Genomic DNA, 16611 nt, shown 5'->3' on the forward strand with positions numbered 1-16611 from the left:
GAGAGCACCGTGACCAGGACAGAGCTGGTCAAACCCGGCATGTGCGGGCCCGGCTCGCTGTTCATGGGCGAGGTCGGCGACTGGACCTGGGACACGGTCAGCGCGTTGTGCGGCACCAACGCCTTCGACGCGCGCAACGCCGCCGGCGACCCGACGTACCTGTCCTTCTTCTACTTCCACGTCAGGGGCAGCCGGGACCTGCACGTCAACGCGCTGACGTTCGGCGACGAGCTGGAGGTCACCTCCCGGCTGTTCGGCTTCGGCAGCGAGTCGGTGCTGGCCCTGCACCGGATCGGCCGCGGCGGCGGCCGGACGGACGAGCTCGACCCCGACCGCTTCTACGCCTTCGACGACCCCGGCTGCATCTACGTCGAGACCTTCAACCGCTGGATCTCGCGCAGCGCCCCCGGCAGCAACGAGGGGCTGGTCAAGTCGTCCCCGGTGGACTTCAGGCACGAGCACCTGCCGACGCTGCCCGGCGCGTACTCGCCGAGGAAGGTCTACGGCCACGCGAGGAGCACCGGCACGTTCCTGGCCCGCAAGCCGGACAATCCGGTCACGTTCACCGCCGACTACCCGGTGGAGCCGTCCAGGGACCTGAACGGCGTGGGCCTGCTCTACTTCGCCTCCTACTTCTCGATCGTCGACTGGGTGCTGCTGCGCTTCTGGCGGCACAGGGGGCTCGGCGTGGCCGACTTCCTCCGCCGCGTCGTGCTGGACCAGCGGCTCTGCTACCTGGGCAACGCGAACGCCGACTCGGTGCTGCGCGTGAGCCTGGAGTGCTGGCCGGCGCCGGAGGACGAGAACGAGGAGATCGTCAACCTCGTCATGGAGGACCGGGGCCGCGTGATCGCGGTCAGCACCCTGCGCGTGCTCAGGAGGGGAGACACCGATGGCGACGCGTGACCACGTCGAGGGCGTCGTGCACAAGGCGATCGACGAGATCCTGCCCGGCGTCGAGATCGACGGCCGGGCGCACCTGAAGGACCTGGGCGCGGACTCCGTGGACCGGGTCGAGATCATCCTGGCCGTGCTCGACCGGCTCGGCGTCCGCGAGCCGCTGTCCTCCTTCGGCGGCGTGCCCAGCATCGACGCCCTGGTCGACTTCCTGTGGGAGCGTGTGAGGTGAACGTCGGAATCGAGGCACTCAACGTCTACTGCGGCCTGGCCCAGATCCCGGTGCCGGAGCTGTTCGAGGGGCGCGGGCTCGACGCCGAGCGCCTGGGCAACCTGATGATGCGCAACCGCTCGGTCGGCCTGCCCTTCGAGGACCCGGTGACGAACGCCGTCAACGCCGCCCGGCCGATCGCCGCCGACGACCGCATCGAGATCCTGATCACCTCCACCGAGTCCGGCCTCGACTACAGCAAGTCGGTGGCCTCCTACGTGCACGAGTACCTGGGCCTGCCCAGGAGCTGCCGGGTCGTGGAGGTCAAGCAGGCGTGCTACGCGGCCACGGCGGCCGTCCAGCTCGCCGCCGCCTACGTCGCCTCGGGGGTGTCGCCCGGCGCGAAGGCGCTGGTCATCGCGACGGACGTGGCGCTGGTGGACGAGCGGGCCGCCTACGCCGAGCCCGCCATGGGCGCCGGGGCCGCCGCCGTGCTGATCGGCGACCGGCCGCGCGTCCTGGACCTGGATCTGGGGGCGTTCGGCAACCACAGCTACGAGACGATGGACTCGGCGCGGCCGGGGCCGACGTTCGACATCGCCGACTCCGACCGCTCGCTGTTCGCCTACCTCGACTGCCTCACGAGCTGCCTGGCCGGCTACCGGTCCAGGGTGGCGGACGCCGACTTCGCCACCACCTTCGACCACCTGGCGATGCACACCCCGTTCGCCGGGATGGTCAAGGCCGCGCACCGCAAGCTGATGCGCGAGTCGGGCGGCGGCACGGCGTCGGTGGAGGAGGACTTCGAGCGGCGGGTGCTGCCCTCGCTCGCCTACCCCAGACGGGTGGGCAACCTCTGCTCCGGCTCGGTCTACCTGGCGCTGGCCAGCCTGATCGACCACGCCGCCCTGGACGGCCCGGCCCGGGTCGGCCTCTACTCCTACGGATCGGGCTGCTCGTCGGAGTTCTTCAGCGGCCTGGTCGACGAGGAGTCGGCGAGCACGCTGGCGAAGATGCGGATCGGCGACCACCTGGACGGCCGCTGCGAGCTCGGCTTCGACGAGTACGCGGCGCTGCTGCCCGACACCCTCACCTGCCTCGTGCCGGAGCGGGACAGGCAGGTCGACGTGGGCGCGTACGAGCACCTGCTCAGCCGCGCCCGCTTCGACCGCGACCTCCTGGTGAACACCGGGACGAAGGACTACCACCGAACCTACGAATGGCTGGCACCATGACCGACGCGGAGATTTTCGAGACCGTCAAGCAGAACGTCCTGAAGGTGCTGCCGGACCTGCGGCCCGGCGACGTGACGAACGAGGGCACCTTGACCGACCTGGGCGCCAACAGCGTCGACCGGGCCGACGTGGTCACCATGAGCATGGAGGACCTCGGGCTGACCGTGCCGGTGTCGGAGTTCCAGGAGGTGCACGACATCCGGTCCCTGGTGGATCTGCTGGCGAGGCATTCATGAGGGTCGTCGTCACCGGCATGGGCATCGTCTGCTCGATCGCCTCCACCGTCCCGTCGTTCACCAGGGCGCTGCGGGCGGGACGGTGCGGGATCGGGCCGGTGCCCGACCCCGGCGACGGCGGGCCGCGGCTGGCCGCCCTGGTCAAGGGCTTCCGTTTCCAGAACGCGGTGGCCGCCCGCCGCCTGCCCGCGGAGGTCGTGCGCAGCGCCCTTCGCGCCGCCGGCCGCTCGCCGGAGCCGCTGCAGATGGACCTGGTCGCCGCCATGCAGGCGTACGAGCAGGCGGGGCTGCACGAGGCGCGGGCCGACCCGGAGCGGATGGGCCTGGTCGTGGCCGGGCACAACCTCAGCTCCGGCTACGCCCACGATCTGCACCCCAAGTACGAGGACAACCCCGCCCACCTGCCGGCCAGGTTCGCCCTGCACTTCATGGACACCGACCGGGTGGGCACGCTCAGCCAGGTGTTCGGCATCAGGGGCGAGGGCTACACCGTGGGCGGCGCCTCGGCCAGCGGCAACGTGGGGATCATCAACGGCAGCCGGCTGGTGGAGTCGGGCGCCGTGGACGTCTGCCTGGTGGTGGGCGCCATGACCGACCTGTCGCCGATGGAGAAGCGCGGCCTGGCCACGCTGGGCGCGGTCGCGGGCGTCGAGGAGTCCGGGCAGGCCAGGTGCCGGCCGTTCGACGAGGAGCACGAGGGGTTCGTGCCCGGCCAGGGCGCCGGCTGCGTCGTGCTGGAGAGCGCCCGCTCGGCCGCCGCCCGCGGCGCGACCGTGCTGGCCGAGCTGTGCGGCTACGACCTGAAGCTGGACGCCAACAGCCTGCCCGACCCGCGCGAGGAGGGCGAGGCCAAGGTGATGGTCAACGCCATGGCCAACGCGGGCGTCGGGCCGCGCGACATCGACTACGTCAACGCCCACGCCACGGCGACGCCCAGCGGCGACGTGGCCGAGCTGGCCGCGCTGCGCAGGGCGCTGGGCGACAGCTTCGGCCGGCCGTGGGTCAACTCCACCAAGGGGCTGGTCGGCCACTGCATGTGCGCGGCCGGCGTGGTGGAGGCGATCGCGACCGTGGTGCAGATGCGCCGCGGCTTCGTCCATCCCAACCTGAACCTGCGCCATCCGATCAACCGCGACTGCCGGCTCGCACCCGGCAGGCTGCGCGCCGCCGACATCCGCTACGCGCTGTCCAACAGCTTCGGGTTCGGCGGCTTCAACACCTGCATAGTCCTCGGGCGTGAGCGCTGGCCGACGGCCGACGCATAGCGCCCAGGGTCAGGGGTAGCGAAAAAGAGAGCAAAAAAGGAGCTGACATGACCACCCAAGGTAAGGGCTCGTACCAGATCACCGGATGGGACGAGAAGCCCTACGAGGAGAAGAAGGGCCAGCCCAAGCTCAGTCAGGCCCACGTCACCAACGCCTGGAGCGGTGACATCGAGGGCGAGGGCCAGGCCGAGTACCTGATGGCCTACGCCAGCGACACCGAGGCCAGCTTCGTCGGCCTGCAGAAGGTCGTCGGGAGCGTACGCGGCAAGAAGGGCTCCTTCGTGCTGCAGGCGACCGGCACCTTCGACGGCGGCGTGGCCAAGGCCGACTGGTCCGTCGTGCCGAACTCCGGCACCGACGAGCTGAAGGGCCTGAGCGGCAAGGGAGGATACGTCTCCAAGACCGACGGCTCGGCGGAGGTCACCCTCAACTTCACCCTCAAGTAGGCGCCGCACGCGGACGGGTACGCGGGGCCGGGGGCTCCGCGTACTCGCATGTCAGGATCTGCTCAGTGTTGAGCAGACCGCCTCGCGCCCGCGCGGAACGATGGCCGCATGGACACTGAAGTGATCGTCGTCGGTGGCGGCCAGAGCGGGCTCGTCGCGGGCTACTACCTGAAGCAGGCCGGCATCCCCTTCGTCATCCTCGACGAGGAACCCCGCCTCGGAGAGGCGTGGCGGCAGCGCTGGGACTCCCTGGAGCTGTTCACGATCGCCGAGTACTGTGCCCTGCCCGGCCTGCGCTTCCCCGGCGGGAAGAACCGCTTCCCCACCAAAGAGGAGATGGCCGACTACGTCGAGGCCTACGGCGAGGAGTTCGACCTGCCGGTCAGGCTCGGCACCCGCGTCACCTCCCTGGAGCCGATCGAGGGCGGCTACCGGCTGGAGACCACGAAGGGCACGTACGAGGCGCCGCAGGTGATCATCGCGACCGGCGCCTACCGGGTGCCGAAGCTGCCCGAGCTCGCCGGCAGGCTGGACCCCGAGGTCGTCCAGGTGCACACCGGCCGCTATCGCAACCCGTCCCAGGTGCCGGGCGGGACCGTCGTCGTGGTCGGCGCCGCCAACTCCGGCGCCCAGATCGCGCCCGAGCTGGCCGCCGGGCGTCGCGTCCTGCTCTCGCAGGGCTCGCCGCTGCCGCACTTCGGCCGCCGTTTCCTGGGCAAGGGCCTGCACTGGTGGGGCGACAAGTTCGGGCTGATCGCCAAGCCGCTGATGGGCGAGCGCGACCGGCTGCACAAGAAGACGATCCTGGTCGGGCCGAGCCTGAAGAAGCTGGCCAAGCGGCACCGCTTCGAGCTCGTGGGCCGTACGGTCGACGCCGAGGGCCGCACGATGCGCTTCGAGGACGGCCGCTCGGCCGACGTCGACGCCGTCGTCTGGGCGACCGGCTTCCGCTACGACCACTCCTGGGTGCACGCGCCCGTCGTGGCCGAAGGCGGCGGCATCGAGCAGGAGCGCGGCGTGACCGCCGCCCCCGGCCTGTACGTCCTCGGCATGCAGTGCCAGCACTCCTACGGTTCGGCGCTCATCTGGTGGGTAAAGGACGACGCGGCTTATCTGGTCGAGCGCATCAGGCAGTTCCGTCCCCAGGCGGTGGCGGGCAGAAGGGGTTGAGCGACATGTCCAGGCAGGTGGCGCTGCTGCGCGGCGTGAACGTCGGCGGCCGGAACATGGTGAGCATGGCGAAGCTGCGCGAGCTGCTGGCCGGCCTCGGCTTCGAGGACGTCAGAACACACCTGCAGAGCGGCAACGTCGTCTACACCAGCGGGAAGAGCCCCGACAAGGCGGCGGCCGAGATCGAGGCCGCGCTCGCCCGCGACCTGGGCGTCCAGGTGCCCGTCCTGGCCAGGACGGGCACCGAGCTGGGCGAGATCCTCAAGGCGAACCCGCTCGGCGACGTCGCCGACAACGACGCCCTCTACCTCGTCACGTTCCTGTCGGGCAGGCCCGACGGCAAGCCGATCAAGGCGCTCGACCCCGACGCCTTCAAGCCGGACGTGTTCGAGCACGTCGGCAGGGAGATCTACGTCTGGTGCCCCGACGGGGTGCGCAACACCAAGCTGTCCTACTCCTTCTGGGAGGGGAAGCTCGGCGTGACCGCCACCGCCCGCAACTGGAAGACCGTCTCCAAGCTGCACGAGCTGGCCGCCGGGGGCTAGCTAGCCCGCCAGCAGGCGCTTGAGCGTCTTGCCGATCGGCCCGCGCGGCAGCGACCCGGTGACGACGTACCGCGCCGGCCGCTCGGCCGGTTCCAGCCGGTCGGCGGCGAAGGCGCGCAGCTCGTCCTCGGGCACGGGGGAGCGCAGCACGACGGCCGCCGTGACGCCCTGCGGCCCCTCGAACGCGGCGGCCTCGACCACCTCGGGATGCCAGTGCAGGGCGTGCTCGACCCGCAATGAGGAGATCCGGCGCCCGCCGGCGTCGATCACGTCGGCGGCGCGGTCGAAGAAGCGCAGCCGCCCCTCGCCGTCCAGTTCGCCCAGGTCGCCCATGTGGGTCCAGCCGTCGCGGAAGGTCCGCTCGTCGGCGGCGGCGTCGTTCAGGTAGCGGCGGCGGGGGGCGGCCGAGCGCAGGCAGATCTCGCCCGCGTCGGTGATCCTCACCTCGGTGCCCGCGCTCGGCAGGCCCAGCAGCCCTTCGTCCGCCTCCGTGGGCATGGTCTCCACCGGGCGGTGCACGAAGGCGGGGGCCGATTCCGTCGAGCCGTAGCCGATGACGATCCGCACGCCGGGCAGCGCCTCCATGAGCCGGGCCACCGTGGCCATCGGCACCGGCGCCGAGCCCAGCATGAGCGCCCGCAGGCCGGACAGGTCGTACCGCTCGTGCCACCCGTGCGCCACCATCCGGGTCGCGGTGGACGGCGGGACGATCGCCATCGGCACCCGCAGCTTCTCCAGCATGCGGGCCACGTTCTCCGGCCCGAGGCCGGTCAGCACGTACGTGGTCGCCGGGGCGGTCATGGCCGTCATCAGCGCGCTGTGCCCGGCGTTCGTGCCCAGCGGGACGGCGGCCAGCACCCCGTCCACGCCGGTGAACAGCTTCCCGCGGCCCTCGTGGCCGTAGGTGAGGTTCGCGACGGGGACCGCCACGGCCTTGGGACGGCCGGTCGTGCCCGAGGTGTAGAGGATCTCGGCGACGTCGTCGTCCCGCGCGCCCGCCGCGTCACCCGAGGGGCCGGGCAGGACCTGGCCCACCCCGCACTCGGCCAGGCGGGCGCGCGCCTCGGCGTCCGGCAGCGCGGGCGGCAGGCCGAGCACGGTGCCGCCGGCCAGGTGCACGGCCAGGGCGGCGACGGCGTGCTCGATCCAGTCGTCGTGCCGCAGCGCCGTCCTGACCGGGGCCAGCCGCGCGGCCAGCTCCTCCGACCGGGCGGTCCAGTCCGCCACCCGCAGCTCGCGCTCGCCGTCCACGACGAGTGCCACGTGATCGCCCGCACGGGCGCTGACCAGTTCTGCCGGGTTCGTCGTCATGCGGCCGATGCTAGGAAGCCGGGCGCCTCCCGGATGCTCAGTGTTGAGCAGACCCGCGGGGCGCTTTCGTGTGGGCTGGAGTCGGCATGGGTCCGCGAAGAAGTGGGACGGCTGCCAAGAACAAGGGAGGCGATGACATGAACCAAACCGGTTCGAGTACGCGCGGCCAGCTGTTCGCCACCATCGGCGCACTCCTGGCCCTGGCCCTGGCGTCGATCGACGTCTCGGTGGTGGGGGCGGCGATGCCCCGGATCGCCGCCGACCTGCACGGCCTGTCGATGTACGCGTGGGTGGGGGTCTCCTACGCCGTCGCGGCCGCCGTCGTCGTGCCGATCGCCGGGAAGCTCGGCGACCTGTTCGGCCGCAAACCGGTGCTCCTCGTCGGCCTGGCGGGCTTCCTGGTGGCGTCCTGGCTGTGCGGCGCGGCCCAGACGATGCCCCAGCTCGTCGGCGCGCGAGGGCTGGCGGGGCTGTTCGGCGGCGTGCTGATGGCCAACGTCTTCACGCTGCTGGCCGACGTCTACACGCCCGAGCGCCGCACCCAGATGCAGGGCGTCTTCTTCGGCTTCTCCGGTCTCAGCATGGTGATCGGGCCGCCGCTGGGCGGGCTCATCACCGACAACTGGAGCTGGCGCTGGGTCTTCTACGTCAACGTGCCCATCGGGCTGCTGGCGATCGCCGCCGTGCTGATCGGCGTGCCGTTCGTGCGCAGCGGCGCGAGCTGGCGCGACATCGACTTCGCCGGCGTCGTCACGCTCGTGGCCGGGCTCGTCCCGATCCTCGTCGGGCTCACGCTCACCGGTGACGGGCACGCCTGGACCTCGCCCGAGGTGCTGGCGCTGCTGGTCGGCGGCGCGGTGCTGCTCGTGGTGTTCTACTTCGTCGAGACGCGGGTGGCCAAGAACCCGCTGGTGCCGTTCGCGCTGTTCCGGAGCAACCAGGTGTCCGTCATGGCCGTGGTGGCCTTCTTCTCCGCGTTCGCCATGATGGGCACGGCCTTCTACGTGCCGCTGCTCTACCAGGGCGTGCTCGGCGTGAGCGCGACCCACTCCGGCACGCTGCTGATCCCGATGATGCTCGGCCTGATGCTCATGGCCCCGATCGCCGGCAAGGCGATGACGGCCATGCCGCGTTACCGGCTGCTCGGCGTGTTCGCCATGGCCGCCATCGTCGCCGGGCTGCTCATCCTGTCGGCCGTCGGGCCGGACAGCGGCCAGGGCCTGCCGATCGTCGCCATGGTGCTCATCGGCGTCGGCATCGGCGTCGCGTTCCCGATGGCCACGGCCGTCGTGCAGAGCGCGATCCCGATGGAGCAGGTGGGCGTCGGCACCAGCCAGATCCAGTTCTGGCGGATGATCGCCGGGCCGGTCTCGCTGGCGATCCTCGGCTCGATCATGTCGTCCCGGCTCGGCGCCGCCGGCCAGGGCGGCGAGGGGGTCGCGCCGGCGGTGCTCGCCGACGCGCTGGGCGACCTGTTCCTCGCCTGCGCGATCGCGGTGGGCATCGGCCTGGTGGCCAGCCTGTTCCTGAAGGAGGTCCCGCTGCGCGACATGTCCATGGGCAGGTCGAAGGCGGGCAAGGCGGACCAGCAGGCCGCGCGGAACCAGGGGCGTGCCGCCAGGGCGTGATCCCGGTCAACCGGGTGGCGGGGCCGTGCGCGGCCCCGCCATCGCCGTGCCTGCTCACAGTTGAGCAGACGGACGCGGGCGCGCGGGCGAGGCTGCTGGCATGGACTCCTACCCCCTCCCCAGGACGTGCCCGCTGGACCCGCCGTCCGAGTACCGGGACCTGCAGGCGGGACGGCCCATCACGCGCGTCCGGCTGGACTTCGACGGCAGCGAGGTCTGGCTGGTGACGCGGTACGAGGACGCCCGCGCCGTGCTCGGCGACGCCCGCTTCAGCTCCGACTTCGCCACCCCCGGCTTCCCGGCCCGGCTCACCTCCCAGCCTCCGGGGCCGGGCACCTTCATCAGGATGGACCCGCCCGACCACTCGCGGCTGCGCCGCCTGCTGCTGCCGGAGTTCAACCGCAGGCGGGTCGAGGCGCTGCGCCCGGCCATTCGGCGCATCACCGGGACGCTCGTCGAGGAGATGGCCGCCCAGGGCCCGCCGGCCGACCTGGTCCAGACGCTGGCCCTGCCGCTGCCGTCCCAGGTCATCACCGAGCTGCTCGGGGTGCCGTACGAGGACCGCGACTACTTCCACGAGACGACCAAGGTCATCGGCGACCGCAACGTGGAGCCCGAGCAGCGCATGAAGGTCCGCGAGGACCTGCGCCACTACCTGGAGCGGCTGGTCGCCGAGCGCGAGCAGCGGCCCGCGGACGACCTGCTCAGCCGCCTCGGCGCCCACCGCGAGGCGGCCAAGGTCAGCCGCGAGGAGGTCGTCGGCATCGCGACGCTGCTGATGGTGGCCGGCTACGAGACCATCGCCAACCAGATCGGCGTGGGCACCGTGGCGTTGCTGGAGAACCCCGCCCGCCTGGCCGAGCTGCGCGAACGTCCCGAGGCGCTGCCCGCCGCCATCGAGGAGATCATCCGCCACCAGACCGTCATCGACTACGGCGCCCGCCGCGCGGCCACCGCCGACGTCGAGGTGGGCGGCCGGCTCGTCAGGAAGGGCGAGGGCGTGGTCGTGGTGCTGGCCGCGGCCAACCGCGACGAGGAGGTCTGGGCCGACCCGGACCGGCTCGACTTCGGCCGCTTCGGCGACCTCGCCGACCGGCGGGAGCACCTGTCCTTCGGCTTCGGCGTCCACCAGTGCATGGGCCAGCTCCTGGCCCGCGCCCAGCTGGAGATCGCCTGGTCCACGCTGTTCGCCCGGCTCCCGGGGCTGCGCCTCGCGGTGCCGCTGGAGGAGGTGCCCTTCCGCTCCGACATGTTCGTGTACGGCGTGCACGCCCTCCCGGTGACCTGGGGATGAGCCGCGACCCGCGGGACCGGGTCCGCGCGCTCTTCGACCCCGGCACCGTCCGGCCGCTGCCCGGCGACGACGGTTGCGGCGTGCTCGCCGCCCGGGGCGGCATCGGCGGCGGCCCGGCCGTCGCCTACGCCACCGACCCCGGCCGCATGGGCGGCGCGATGGGCGCCGAGGGCTGCGCCTGCATCGTCCGTGCCATCGACCTCGGCGTCCGGGAGCGGGCGCCCGTCGTCGGCCTCTGGCACTCCGGCGGCGCCCGGCTGGGCGAGGGCGTCACCGCGCTCGACGGCGTCGGCCAGGTGTTCGCCGCGATGGTCCGGGCCTCGGGCGTCGTCCCGCAGATCTCCGTCGTGCTCGGCCCGGCCGCCGGCGGCGCGGCCTACGGCCCGGCGCTCACCGACGTGGTGATCATGAGCGGGAGCGGTCGCGTGTTCGTCACCGGCCCGGACGTCGTCCGCAAGGTCACCGGCGAGGACGTCGACATGGAACACCTCGGCGGCCCCGGCCCGCACAGCAGCCGCAGCGGCCTGGCCCACCTCACCGCCCCGGACGACGAGGGCGCCATCGGCTCCGCCCGCCGCATCACCACCCTGCTCGGCTGCCAGGGCGAGCTGCGCCCCTGGCAGGCCCGCGCCGACCCCGGGCTCGGCGACCTGCTCCCCGAACGCGCCAACCGCGCCTACGACGTGCATCCCATCGTCGCCAGGCTGCTCGACGGCCCCGGCGAGGAACTGCACCCGAAGTGGGCGCCCAACCTCGTCACCACGCTCGGCCGGCTGACCGGCAGGACCGTCGGCGTCATCGCCAACAACCCGCTGCGCAAGGGCGGCTGCCTCGACGCGGCGGCGGCCGAGAAGGCGGCGCGGTTCGTCCGGATGTGTGACTCGCTCGGCGTGCCGCTCGTCGTGCTCGTGGACGTGCCCGGCTACCTGCCCGGCGTCCGGCAGGAGTGGGACGGCGTGGTCCGGCGCGGCGCCAAGCTGCTGCACGCCTTCGCCGAGGCCGTCGTGCCCCGGGTGACGCTGGTGCTGCGCAAGTCCTACGGCGGCGCGTACGTCGCCATGAACTCCCGCGCCCTGGGCGCCTCCACGGTCTACGCCTGGCCCACCGCCGAGGTGGCCGTCATGGGCGCCGAGGCCGCCGTGGACATCCTGCACCGCAGGAAGCTGCGCGACGGCCCCGAGGCCGGGCGCGAGGAGCTGCGCCGCCGGCTCGTCGCCGAGCACGAACGGGAGGCCGGCGGCGTCGGCAAAGCCGTGGAGATCGGCGTCGTGGACGAGGTGATCGAGCCCGCCGGCACCCGGCGCAGGCTCGCCGAAGCCCTGCTCAAGGCCGTGCCGCTGCGCGGCGACCACACCAACATCCCGCTGTGAGGCCTCCCGCCGGGAGGCCCCTGCTCACTATTGAGCAGGCAGCACGGCGGCCCCTCACTAGCGTGACGGACAAGTCCGACAGACGGAGTGGAACGATGACCAACCCGAATCCCGTCATCCCGCCGGCCGAGCAGCAGACCTCGGTGCCCGCGGCGGATCTGATCAACTCGGCCACGGCCGGCGTGATCGTCGAGCGGACCGCGCAGGTCAGGAACGGCTCCCACGCCAAAGGGCGCAAGTTCGCCCGCATGATGGCGGAGATGGTGACCGCCAAGCAGGTCGGCGTCGCCAGCGTCTTCCTGTACGAGGAGACGTTCGGGACCAAGGACCGGCTGCACTGGCTGATCCACCTCAGCTCGCTGCACGCCTACGAGCAGATGGTGCACATGGGCACCTCCGACGGCGAGTACCGCGACAACACCGCCGACAGCGGCTGGGACGAGATCTTCGTCGACGGCAGCATGACCGAGACCGTGCTGCTGCCGCAGTTCTGGGGCATGTACGGGACTGCGGTCGACGGCGAGCGCGAGAAGCAGTCCACGGTCTACCTGGAGCAGGGCGAGATCACCGGGCTGCCCGGCGCCCGCGAGCAGGTGCCGCAGCCCTACGAGCAGCTCGTGCACTCGGGCAACTGCGGCCTGCTGCTGCACCGGACCGCCCAGCTCGACTACGACTTCCGGTCCGAGGGGCGCACGTTCGCCCGCGAGGCCGCCGAGTCCATCAACGAGAACCTGCCCGGCGAGGCGACCGTCTTCGTCTACGAGGAGGCCTTCGGCGCGGCCGACCGCATCCACTGGCTCATCCACATGAAGTCGCTGAGCACCTACTACAAGGTCCTGGCGCTGCACGTGAAGGACGAGAAGGTGCGGGACCTGTACTTCCAGCAGCGCATCGCGCCCGAGCGCGGCGGCGGCACCTGGGCCAGGATGTTCGTGCCCGGCAGCATGACCGACACCGGCCTCACCCCGCACCACTGGGGGATGTACGCGACATGAGCGGCCGCTGCCTGCACGAGATCTTCGCCGAGCGCGCCGCGAAGGCCCCCGACCGGATCGCCGTGACCTGCGGCGCCGAGGAGATCACCTACGCGGACCTGGACGCCCGGGCCGACCGGCTGGCCTGCCTCCTTCAGGCCGCGGGGACCGGCCCCGGCGTGCTGGTGGGGCTGTGCGCGGACCGCGGCATCGACCTGGTGGCGGGGCTGCTCGCGATACTCAAGGCGGGCGGCGCGTACGTGCCGATCGACCCCGGCTACCCGGCCGGGCGGATCGCGTACCTGCTGGAGGACAGCGGGGTGCGCACGGTCGTCACGACGTCCGGCGTGGCCGCCCGGCTCGGCGGCGTCCTGCCCGGCGAGGTCGTGCTCGCCGACGCCGAGCCGCCGCGGGGCCGTCCCGCGGACACGGCCCGCGACGAGGACCTGGCCTACGTCATCTACACCTCGGGCTCGACCGGCGCCCCGAAGGGGGTGCTGGTCGAGCACCGCAACGTCGTGCGCCTGCTGGAGCGGACCGAGCAGTGGTTCGGCTTCGCCGACGACGACGTCTGGACGCTCTTCCACTCCGTCAGCTTCGACTTCTCGGTGTGGGAGCTGTGGGGCGCGCTGCTGTACGGCGGCCGGCTGGTGATCGTCCCGGCCGAGGTGGCCAGATCGCCCGAGTCGCTGCGCCGGCTGCTGGTGGACGAGGGCGTCACCGTGCTGAACCAGACGCCCTCCGCGTTCCGGCACCTGGTGGCGGCCGACGCCCGGCAGGAGCGGCCCGCGCCCTACCGGCTGCGCCGGGTCGTCTTCGGCGGCGAGCGGCTGGACGTCGACCTGCTCGGCCCGTGGATCGACCGCTACGGCGACGACCGCCCGCACCTGGTCAACATGTACGGCATCACCGAGACCACCGTCCACGTCACCTACCGCCGCGTCCGCGCGGCCGACCTCGACCACCCGGAGCTGAGCCCGATCGGCGTGCCCATCCCCGACCTGCGCCTCGACGTGCTCGACGAGCACGGACGCCCGGCCACCACCGGGAACCTGCACGTCTCCGGCCCCGGGCTCGCCCGCGGCTACCTCGACCGGCCCGAGCTGACCGCCGAGCGCTTCAGGGTCTCGCCGGACGGCGGGCGCCGCTACGACTCGGGCGACGTCGTCACCCGCCTGCCCGGCGGCGAGTACGCCTACCTCGGGCGGTCCGACGACCAGATCAAGGTCCGCGGGTTCCGCCTGGAGCCCAGGGAGATCGAGCTGTGCCTCCTGGGCCATCCGGGGGTCGTCCACGCGGTGGTGGCCCACCGCGACTACGGAGAGGGCGACGTCCGGCTGCTGGCCTTCGTCGTCCCGGACGGCGATCCGGGGCCGGACCTGATCGAGCAGCTCACCGAGCGGGCCGCGGGCCGGCTGCCGGCGCACGCCCGCCCGTCCACCTACCACATCGTGTCGGAGATCCCCATGACGCCGCAGGGAAAGGCGGACCGCGCCGCTCTGGCCAGGTCCGCGCAGGCATCGTCGGCCGCCAAGGTCGTGCAGCGCATCGCCGAGGACGTGCTCGAACGCGACGAGGTGCCACCCCAGGTGGACCTGTTCGACCTGGGCGCCACCTCGCTGGCGATGACCCGCATCATCGCCCAGGTGAACGAGCGCTTCGGGCTGGAGCTGACGGGACGCGAACTGGAGGAGGAGGCGTCGGTCGCCTGCCTGGCCTCCTGCGTCGAGGAACGACTGACCGTGAGGGGATAGACCATGCAGGAGACCACACTCCGGGGCGGGTACTCGATGACCCCCGAGGAGCTGAAGAGCTTCCACACCCAGGGCTACTTCGGGCCGTTCAAGGTCTACGAGATCGACGAGATGCGCCAGAACTGGCGGCGTGAGCGGATGCGTCTCATGGACCGCGGCAACGCCGTCTACCGCGACGACGCCGCCTCGGGCAACACCAACATCTCCAACTACGACCGCCACCTGGACTCGGCCTTCCTGGCCGACCACATCAGCCGGCCGCAGATCGTGGACCGCGTCGCCAGCGTCCTCGGCCCGGACGTGCTCTGCTGGCGCACCGAGTTCTTCCCCAAGTACCCCGGCGACGAGGGCACCGACTGGCACCAGGCCGACACCTTCGCCAATGCCTCCGGCAAGCCGCAGATCGTCTGGCCGCAGGCGGAGGAGTTCGGCGGCACGATCACCGTCTGGACCGCCTTCACCGAGGCGAACGAGGACACCGGATGCCTGCAGTTCATCCCCGGCACCCACGAGACGATGTTCTACGACGAGACCAAGCGCATGCACTACGACCCCAACAAGATCAACCAGGAGGACAAGGACGGCGTCCGGCGCGGCTTCTTCGGCTACGACTACCGCGACCTGCAGATCGACCCCGACTGGAAGCCCGACGAGTCCCAGGCCGTCTCCATGGTGATGCGGCCGGGGGAGGCCATCCTGTTCTGGTCGACGCTCATGCACGCCTCGCTGCCGCACAAGGGCCTGACCGACGAGATGCGCCTGGGGTTCGCGGCGCGGTACGTGCCGACCAAGGTGGACGTCTACCCGGACACCGACGAGATCGAGGAGTACGGCGGCCGGGTCAGCCTGGACCGGTACGGCGCCGTCCTGGTCACCGGCCGGAACGCCAACCCGCGCAACCGGATCGCCACGGCCACCACCACCGGCCACCCCTTCACCACCCGATGAGGCCCGCGGTGACCTCTCCCGACCCACGGAATGCGGTGATCATCTCGTGGCCGCCGAACTGAGACGTCTGACCCGGGCCGTGCAGGACGCGCGGCCCCTGGTGGACGTCCTGCGGCACCCGGTGCGCCTGGCCGGCCCGCCCGGCCTCGCCTCCCTCTTGGGCCGTGTGACCCGACGGCTGGGCGCACCGGAGTTCGCACTGGCCGACCACGCCTCGCTCGACACCTTCGAACGCCTGGTCAGCGACCATCTCGCGCTGCACGACGGCATGGGCGAGGACCTGCCGCCGGCCGTCGTCGACGAGGTCGTGGACGGCGCGGCGCGGGACGGCTTCGAGGGGTTGTGCGTGCGCGACGAGGTCGTACCGGCGGACGGAGGCCCGCCGCTGCCCGCCTACGCGGCCGGCGACCCGGCGGCGCCGGCCGTCGTGATCGTGGCCGCCTGCGGCATGCCGGCCCGCCTGGGCGAGCAGTGGATCCGCTTCCTGTCCCGCACCCATCGCGTCCTGACCTGGGAGACCCGCGCGCTGTTCGGGCACGCCTCCTCGGCGGCCCTTCCCGACGCGGGGGTGACGGCGCAGGCCGGTGATCTCTTCGCGGTCATGGACCATTTCGGCGTCCGGCGCGCTCATGTGATGTGCCTGTGCGGCGGAGCCGTCATCGGCCTGGCCGCCGCGCGCCTCGACCCCGGCCGCGTCGACTCCCTCAGCCTCTGGCACGGCGACTTCGCCGCCGTGAAGGGCGCCGACCGGACCCACCACCAGCAGAACCTGGTGGCGCTCATGGAGATGGCCGCGACCGGCCCGGACCGGGCCGCCTCCATCCATCCCGTGCTCTGCCAGACGATGCTCTCCTCGGCGCCGCCCGACCTGGCGCACCTGGTGGTCTACCCGTACGCGACGCCCGATCTGCTGCACCGCTACTGCCGCCTGAACGCCCAGATCATGACGACGGACGTGAGCCCCTGGCTGGCCGGGATCGACCGGCCCGTCCTCGTGGTCTCCAGCCACGACGACGAGACCGCCCACCCGGCGGGGTCGAAGGCGGTGGCGGGCGCGCTGCCCGACGCCATCCTGCATCTGCGGGCGCACGGCGACCACATCTCGCTGTTCAAGGGTGACCCGGAGTTGATGGATATGGCCCGCGACTTTATTGATTCAGCGGTAGCCCGATAACAGCCGAAATTCGTCTCCAGGAAATTCTCCGGACAAGTCAGGGAATTGTGGTGCAGCTTGTTAATCAGTCGATTGATGGGTAGGAGCAACGGCGACGTGAAATAAAAGCCGAGGGGCGGGAAGATGCAGTCATCCGACGTCGCGCGACTAAGA

16 protein-coding genes are annotated in these 16611 nt (G+C 71.8%); 15 read left to right on the forward strand and 1 reads right to left on the reverse strand.

Going from position 1 to position 16611, the window contains the following annotated elements:
• The first annotated feature begins 9 nt into the window (after nt 1-9).
• The 8 genes from ACIHAD_RS32010 to ACIHAD_RS32045 all read left to right on the forward strand — a co-directional run bounded on the left by ACIHAD_RS32010 (nt 10) and on the right by ACIHAD_RS32045 (nt 6005).
• Nucleotides 10-906, forward strand: a complete 897-nt coding sequence (locus ACIHAD_RS32010) for an LnmK family bifunctional acyltransferase/decarboxylase (RefSeq protein WP_397358411.1) — start codon at nt 10-12, stop codon at nt 904-906.
• A complete protein-coding gene (locus tag ACIHAD_RS32015; RefSeq protein WP_397358412.1) occupies nt 893-1129 on the forward strand; it encodes a phosphopantetheine-binding protein in 237 nt (78 codons plus the stop codon). Before ACIHAD_RS32010 ends, ACIHAD_RS32015 begins: the two co-directional genes overlap by 14 nt.
• Nucleotides 1126-2343 (forward strand): hydroxymethylglutaryl-CoA synthase family protein, encoded by a 1218-nt coding sequence (locus ACIHAD_RS32020; protein WP_397358413.1) that lies wholly within the window; start codon nt 1126-1128, stop codon nt 2341-2343. Before ACIHAD_RS32015 ends, ACIHAD_RS32020 begins: the two co-directional genes overlap by 4 nt.
• Entirely contained in the window at nt 2340-2579 is a 240-nt protein-coding gene (locus ACIHAD_RS32025; RefSeq protein WP_397358415.1) for a phosphopantetheine-binding protein, read from the forward strand. Before ACIHAD_RS32020 ends, ACIHAD_RS32025 begins: the two co-directional genes overlap by 4 nt.
• The gene (locus ACIHAD_RS32030) at nt 2576-3844 is read left to right on the forward strand and encodes a beta-ketoacyl synthase N-terminal-like domain-containing protein (protein WP_397358416.1); all 1269 of its coding nucleotides are present in this window, start codon (nt 2576-2578) and stop codon (nt 3842-3844) included. The genes ACIHAD_RS32025 and ACIHAD_RS32030 overlap by 4 nt, the downstream gene beginning before the upstream one ends.
• Nucleotides 3845-3891: 47 nt before the next feature.
• Entirely contained in the window at nt 3892-4290 is a 399-nt protein-coding gene (locus tag ACIHAD_RS32035) for a DUF3224 domain-containing protein (RefSeq protein ID WP_397358417.1), read from the forward strand.
• A 108-nt stretch (nt 4291-4398) separates the two neighbouring features.
• On the forward strand, nt 4399-5460 hold the full coding sequence (locus ACIHAD_RS32040) for a flavin-containing monooxygenase (protein ID WP_397358418.1): 1062 nt from the start codon (nt 4399-4401) through the stop codon (nt 5458-5460).
• Between the two features lie 5 nt (nt 5461-5465).
• Nucleotides 5466-6005 carry a DUF1697 domain-containing protein gene (locus ACIHAD_RS32045; protein ID WP_397358419.1) on the forward strand — a complete coding sequence of 180 codons (540 nt, stop codon included), beginning with the start codon at nt 5466-5468 and terminating at the stop codon, nt 6003-6005.
• Here the strand turns inward: ACIHAD_RS32045 and ACIHAD_RS32050 are convergent, their stop codons facing one another.
• Nucleotides 6006-7316, reverse strand: a complete 1311-nt coding sequence (locus ACIHAD_RS32050) for a class I adenylate-forming enzyme family protein (protein ID WP_397358420.1) — start codon at nt 7314-7316, stop codon at nt 6006-6008. It lies immediately after the preceding gene.
• Nucleotides 7317-7453: 137 nt separating this feature from the next.
• On the opposite strand from ACIHAD_RS32050, the gene ACIHAD_RS32055 reads away from it, so the two are divergent.
• The 7 genes from ACIHAD_RS32055 to ACIHAD_RS32085 all read left to right on the forward strand — a co-directional run bounded on the left by ACIHAD_RS32055 (nt 7454) and on the right by ACIHAD_RS32085 (nt 16458).
• The gene (locus ACIHAD_RS32055; RefSeq protein WP_397358421.1) at nt 7454-8944 is read left to right on the forward strand and encodes an MFS transporter; all 1491 of its coding nucleotides are present in this window, start codon (nt 7454-7456) and stop codon (nt 8942-8944) included.
• A gap of 100 nt (nt 8945-9044) precedes the next feature.
• A complete protein-coding gene (locus tag ACIHAD_RS32060) occupies nt 9045-10238 on the forward strand; it encodes a cytochrome P450 (RefSeq protein WP_397358422.1) in 1194 nt (397 codons plus the stop codon).
• On the forward strand, nt 10235-11608 hold the full coding sequence (locus ACIHAD_RS32065) for an acyl-CoA carboxylase subunit beta (RefSeq protein ID WP_397358423.1): 1374 nt from the start codon (nt 10235-10237) through the stop codon (nt 11606-11608). Before ACIHAD_RS32060 ends, ACIHAD_RS32065 begins: the two co-directional genes overlap by 4 nt.
• Nucleotides 11609-11703: 95 nt before the next feature.
• A complete protein-coding gene (locus tag ACIHAD_RS32070) occupies nt 11704-12603 on the forward strand; it encodes a DUF6039 family protein (protein ID WP_397358424.1) in 900 nt (299 codons plus the stop codon).
• On the forward strand, nt 12600-14336 hold the full coding sequence (locus tag ACIHAD_RS32075; RefSeq protein ID WP_397358425.1) for an amino acid adenylation domain-containing protein: 1737 nt from the start codon (nt 12600-12602) through the stop codon (nt 14334-14336). Before ACIHAD_RS32070 ends, ACIHAD_RS32075 begins: the two co-directional genes overlap by 4 nt.
• Nucleotides 14337-14339: 3 nt before the next feature.
• Complete coding sequence (locus ACIHAD_RS32080) at nt 14340-15284, forward strand: chlorinating enzyme (protein WP_397358426.1); 945 nt, start codon at nt 14340-14342, stop codon at nt 15282-15284.
• Nucleotides 15285-15330: 46 nt separating this feature from the next.
• Nucleotides 15331-16458 (forward strand): alpha/beta fold hydrolase, encoded by a 1128-nt coding sequence (locus ACIHAD_RS32085; protein ID WP_397358427.1) that lies wholly within the window; start codon nt 15331-15333, stop codon nt 16456-16458.
• Nucleotides 16459-16611: the final 153 nt, after the last annotated feature.

It is taken from the genome of Nonomuraea sp. NPDC052265 (assembly GCF_044547985.1).
Taxonomy (GTDB): domain Bacteria; phylum Actinomycetota; class Actinomycetes; order Streptosporangiales; family Streptosporangiaceae; genus Nonomuraea.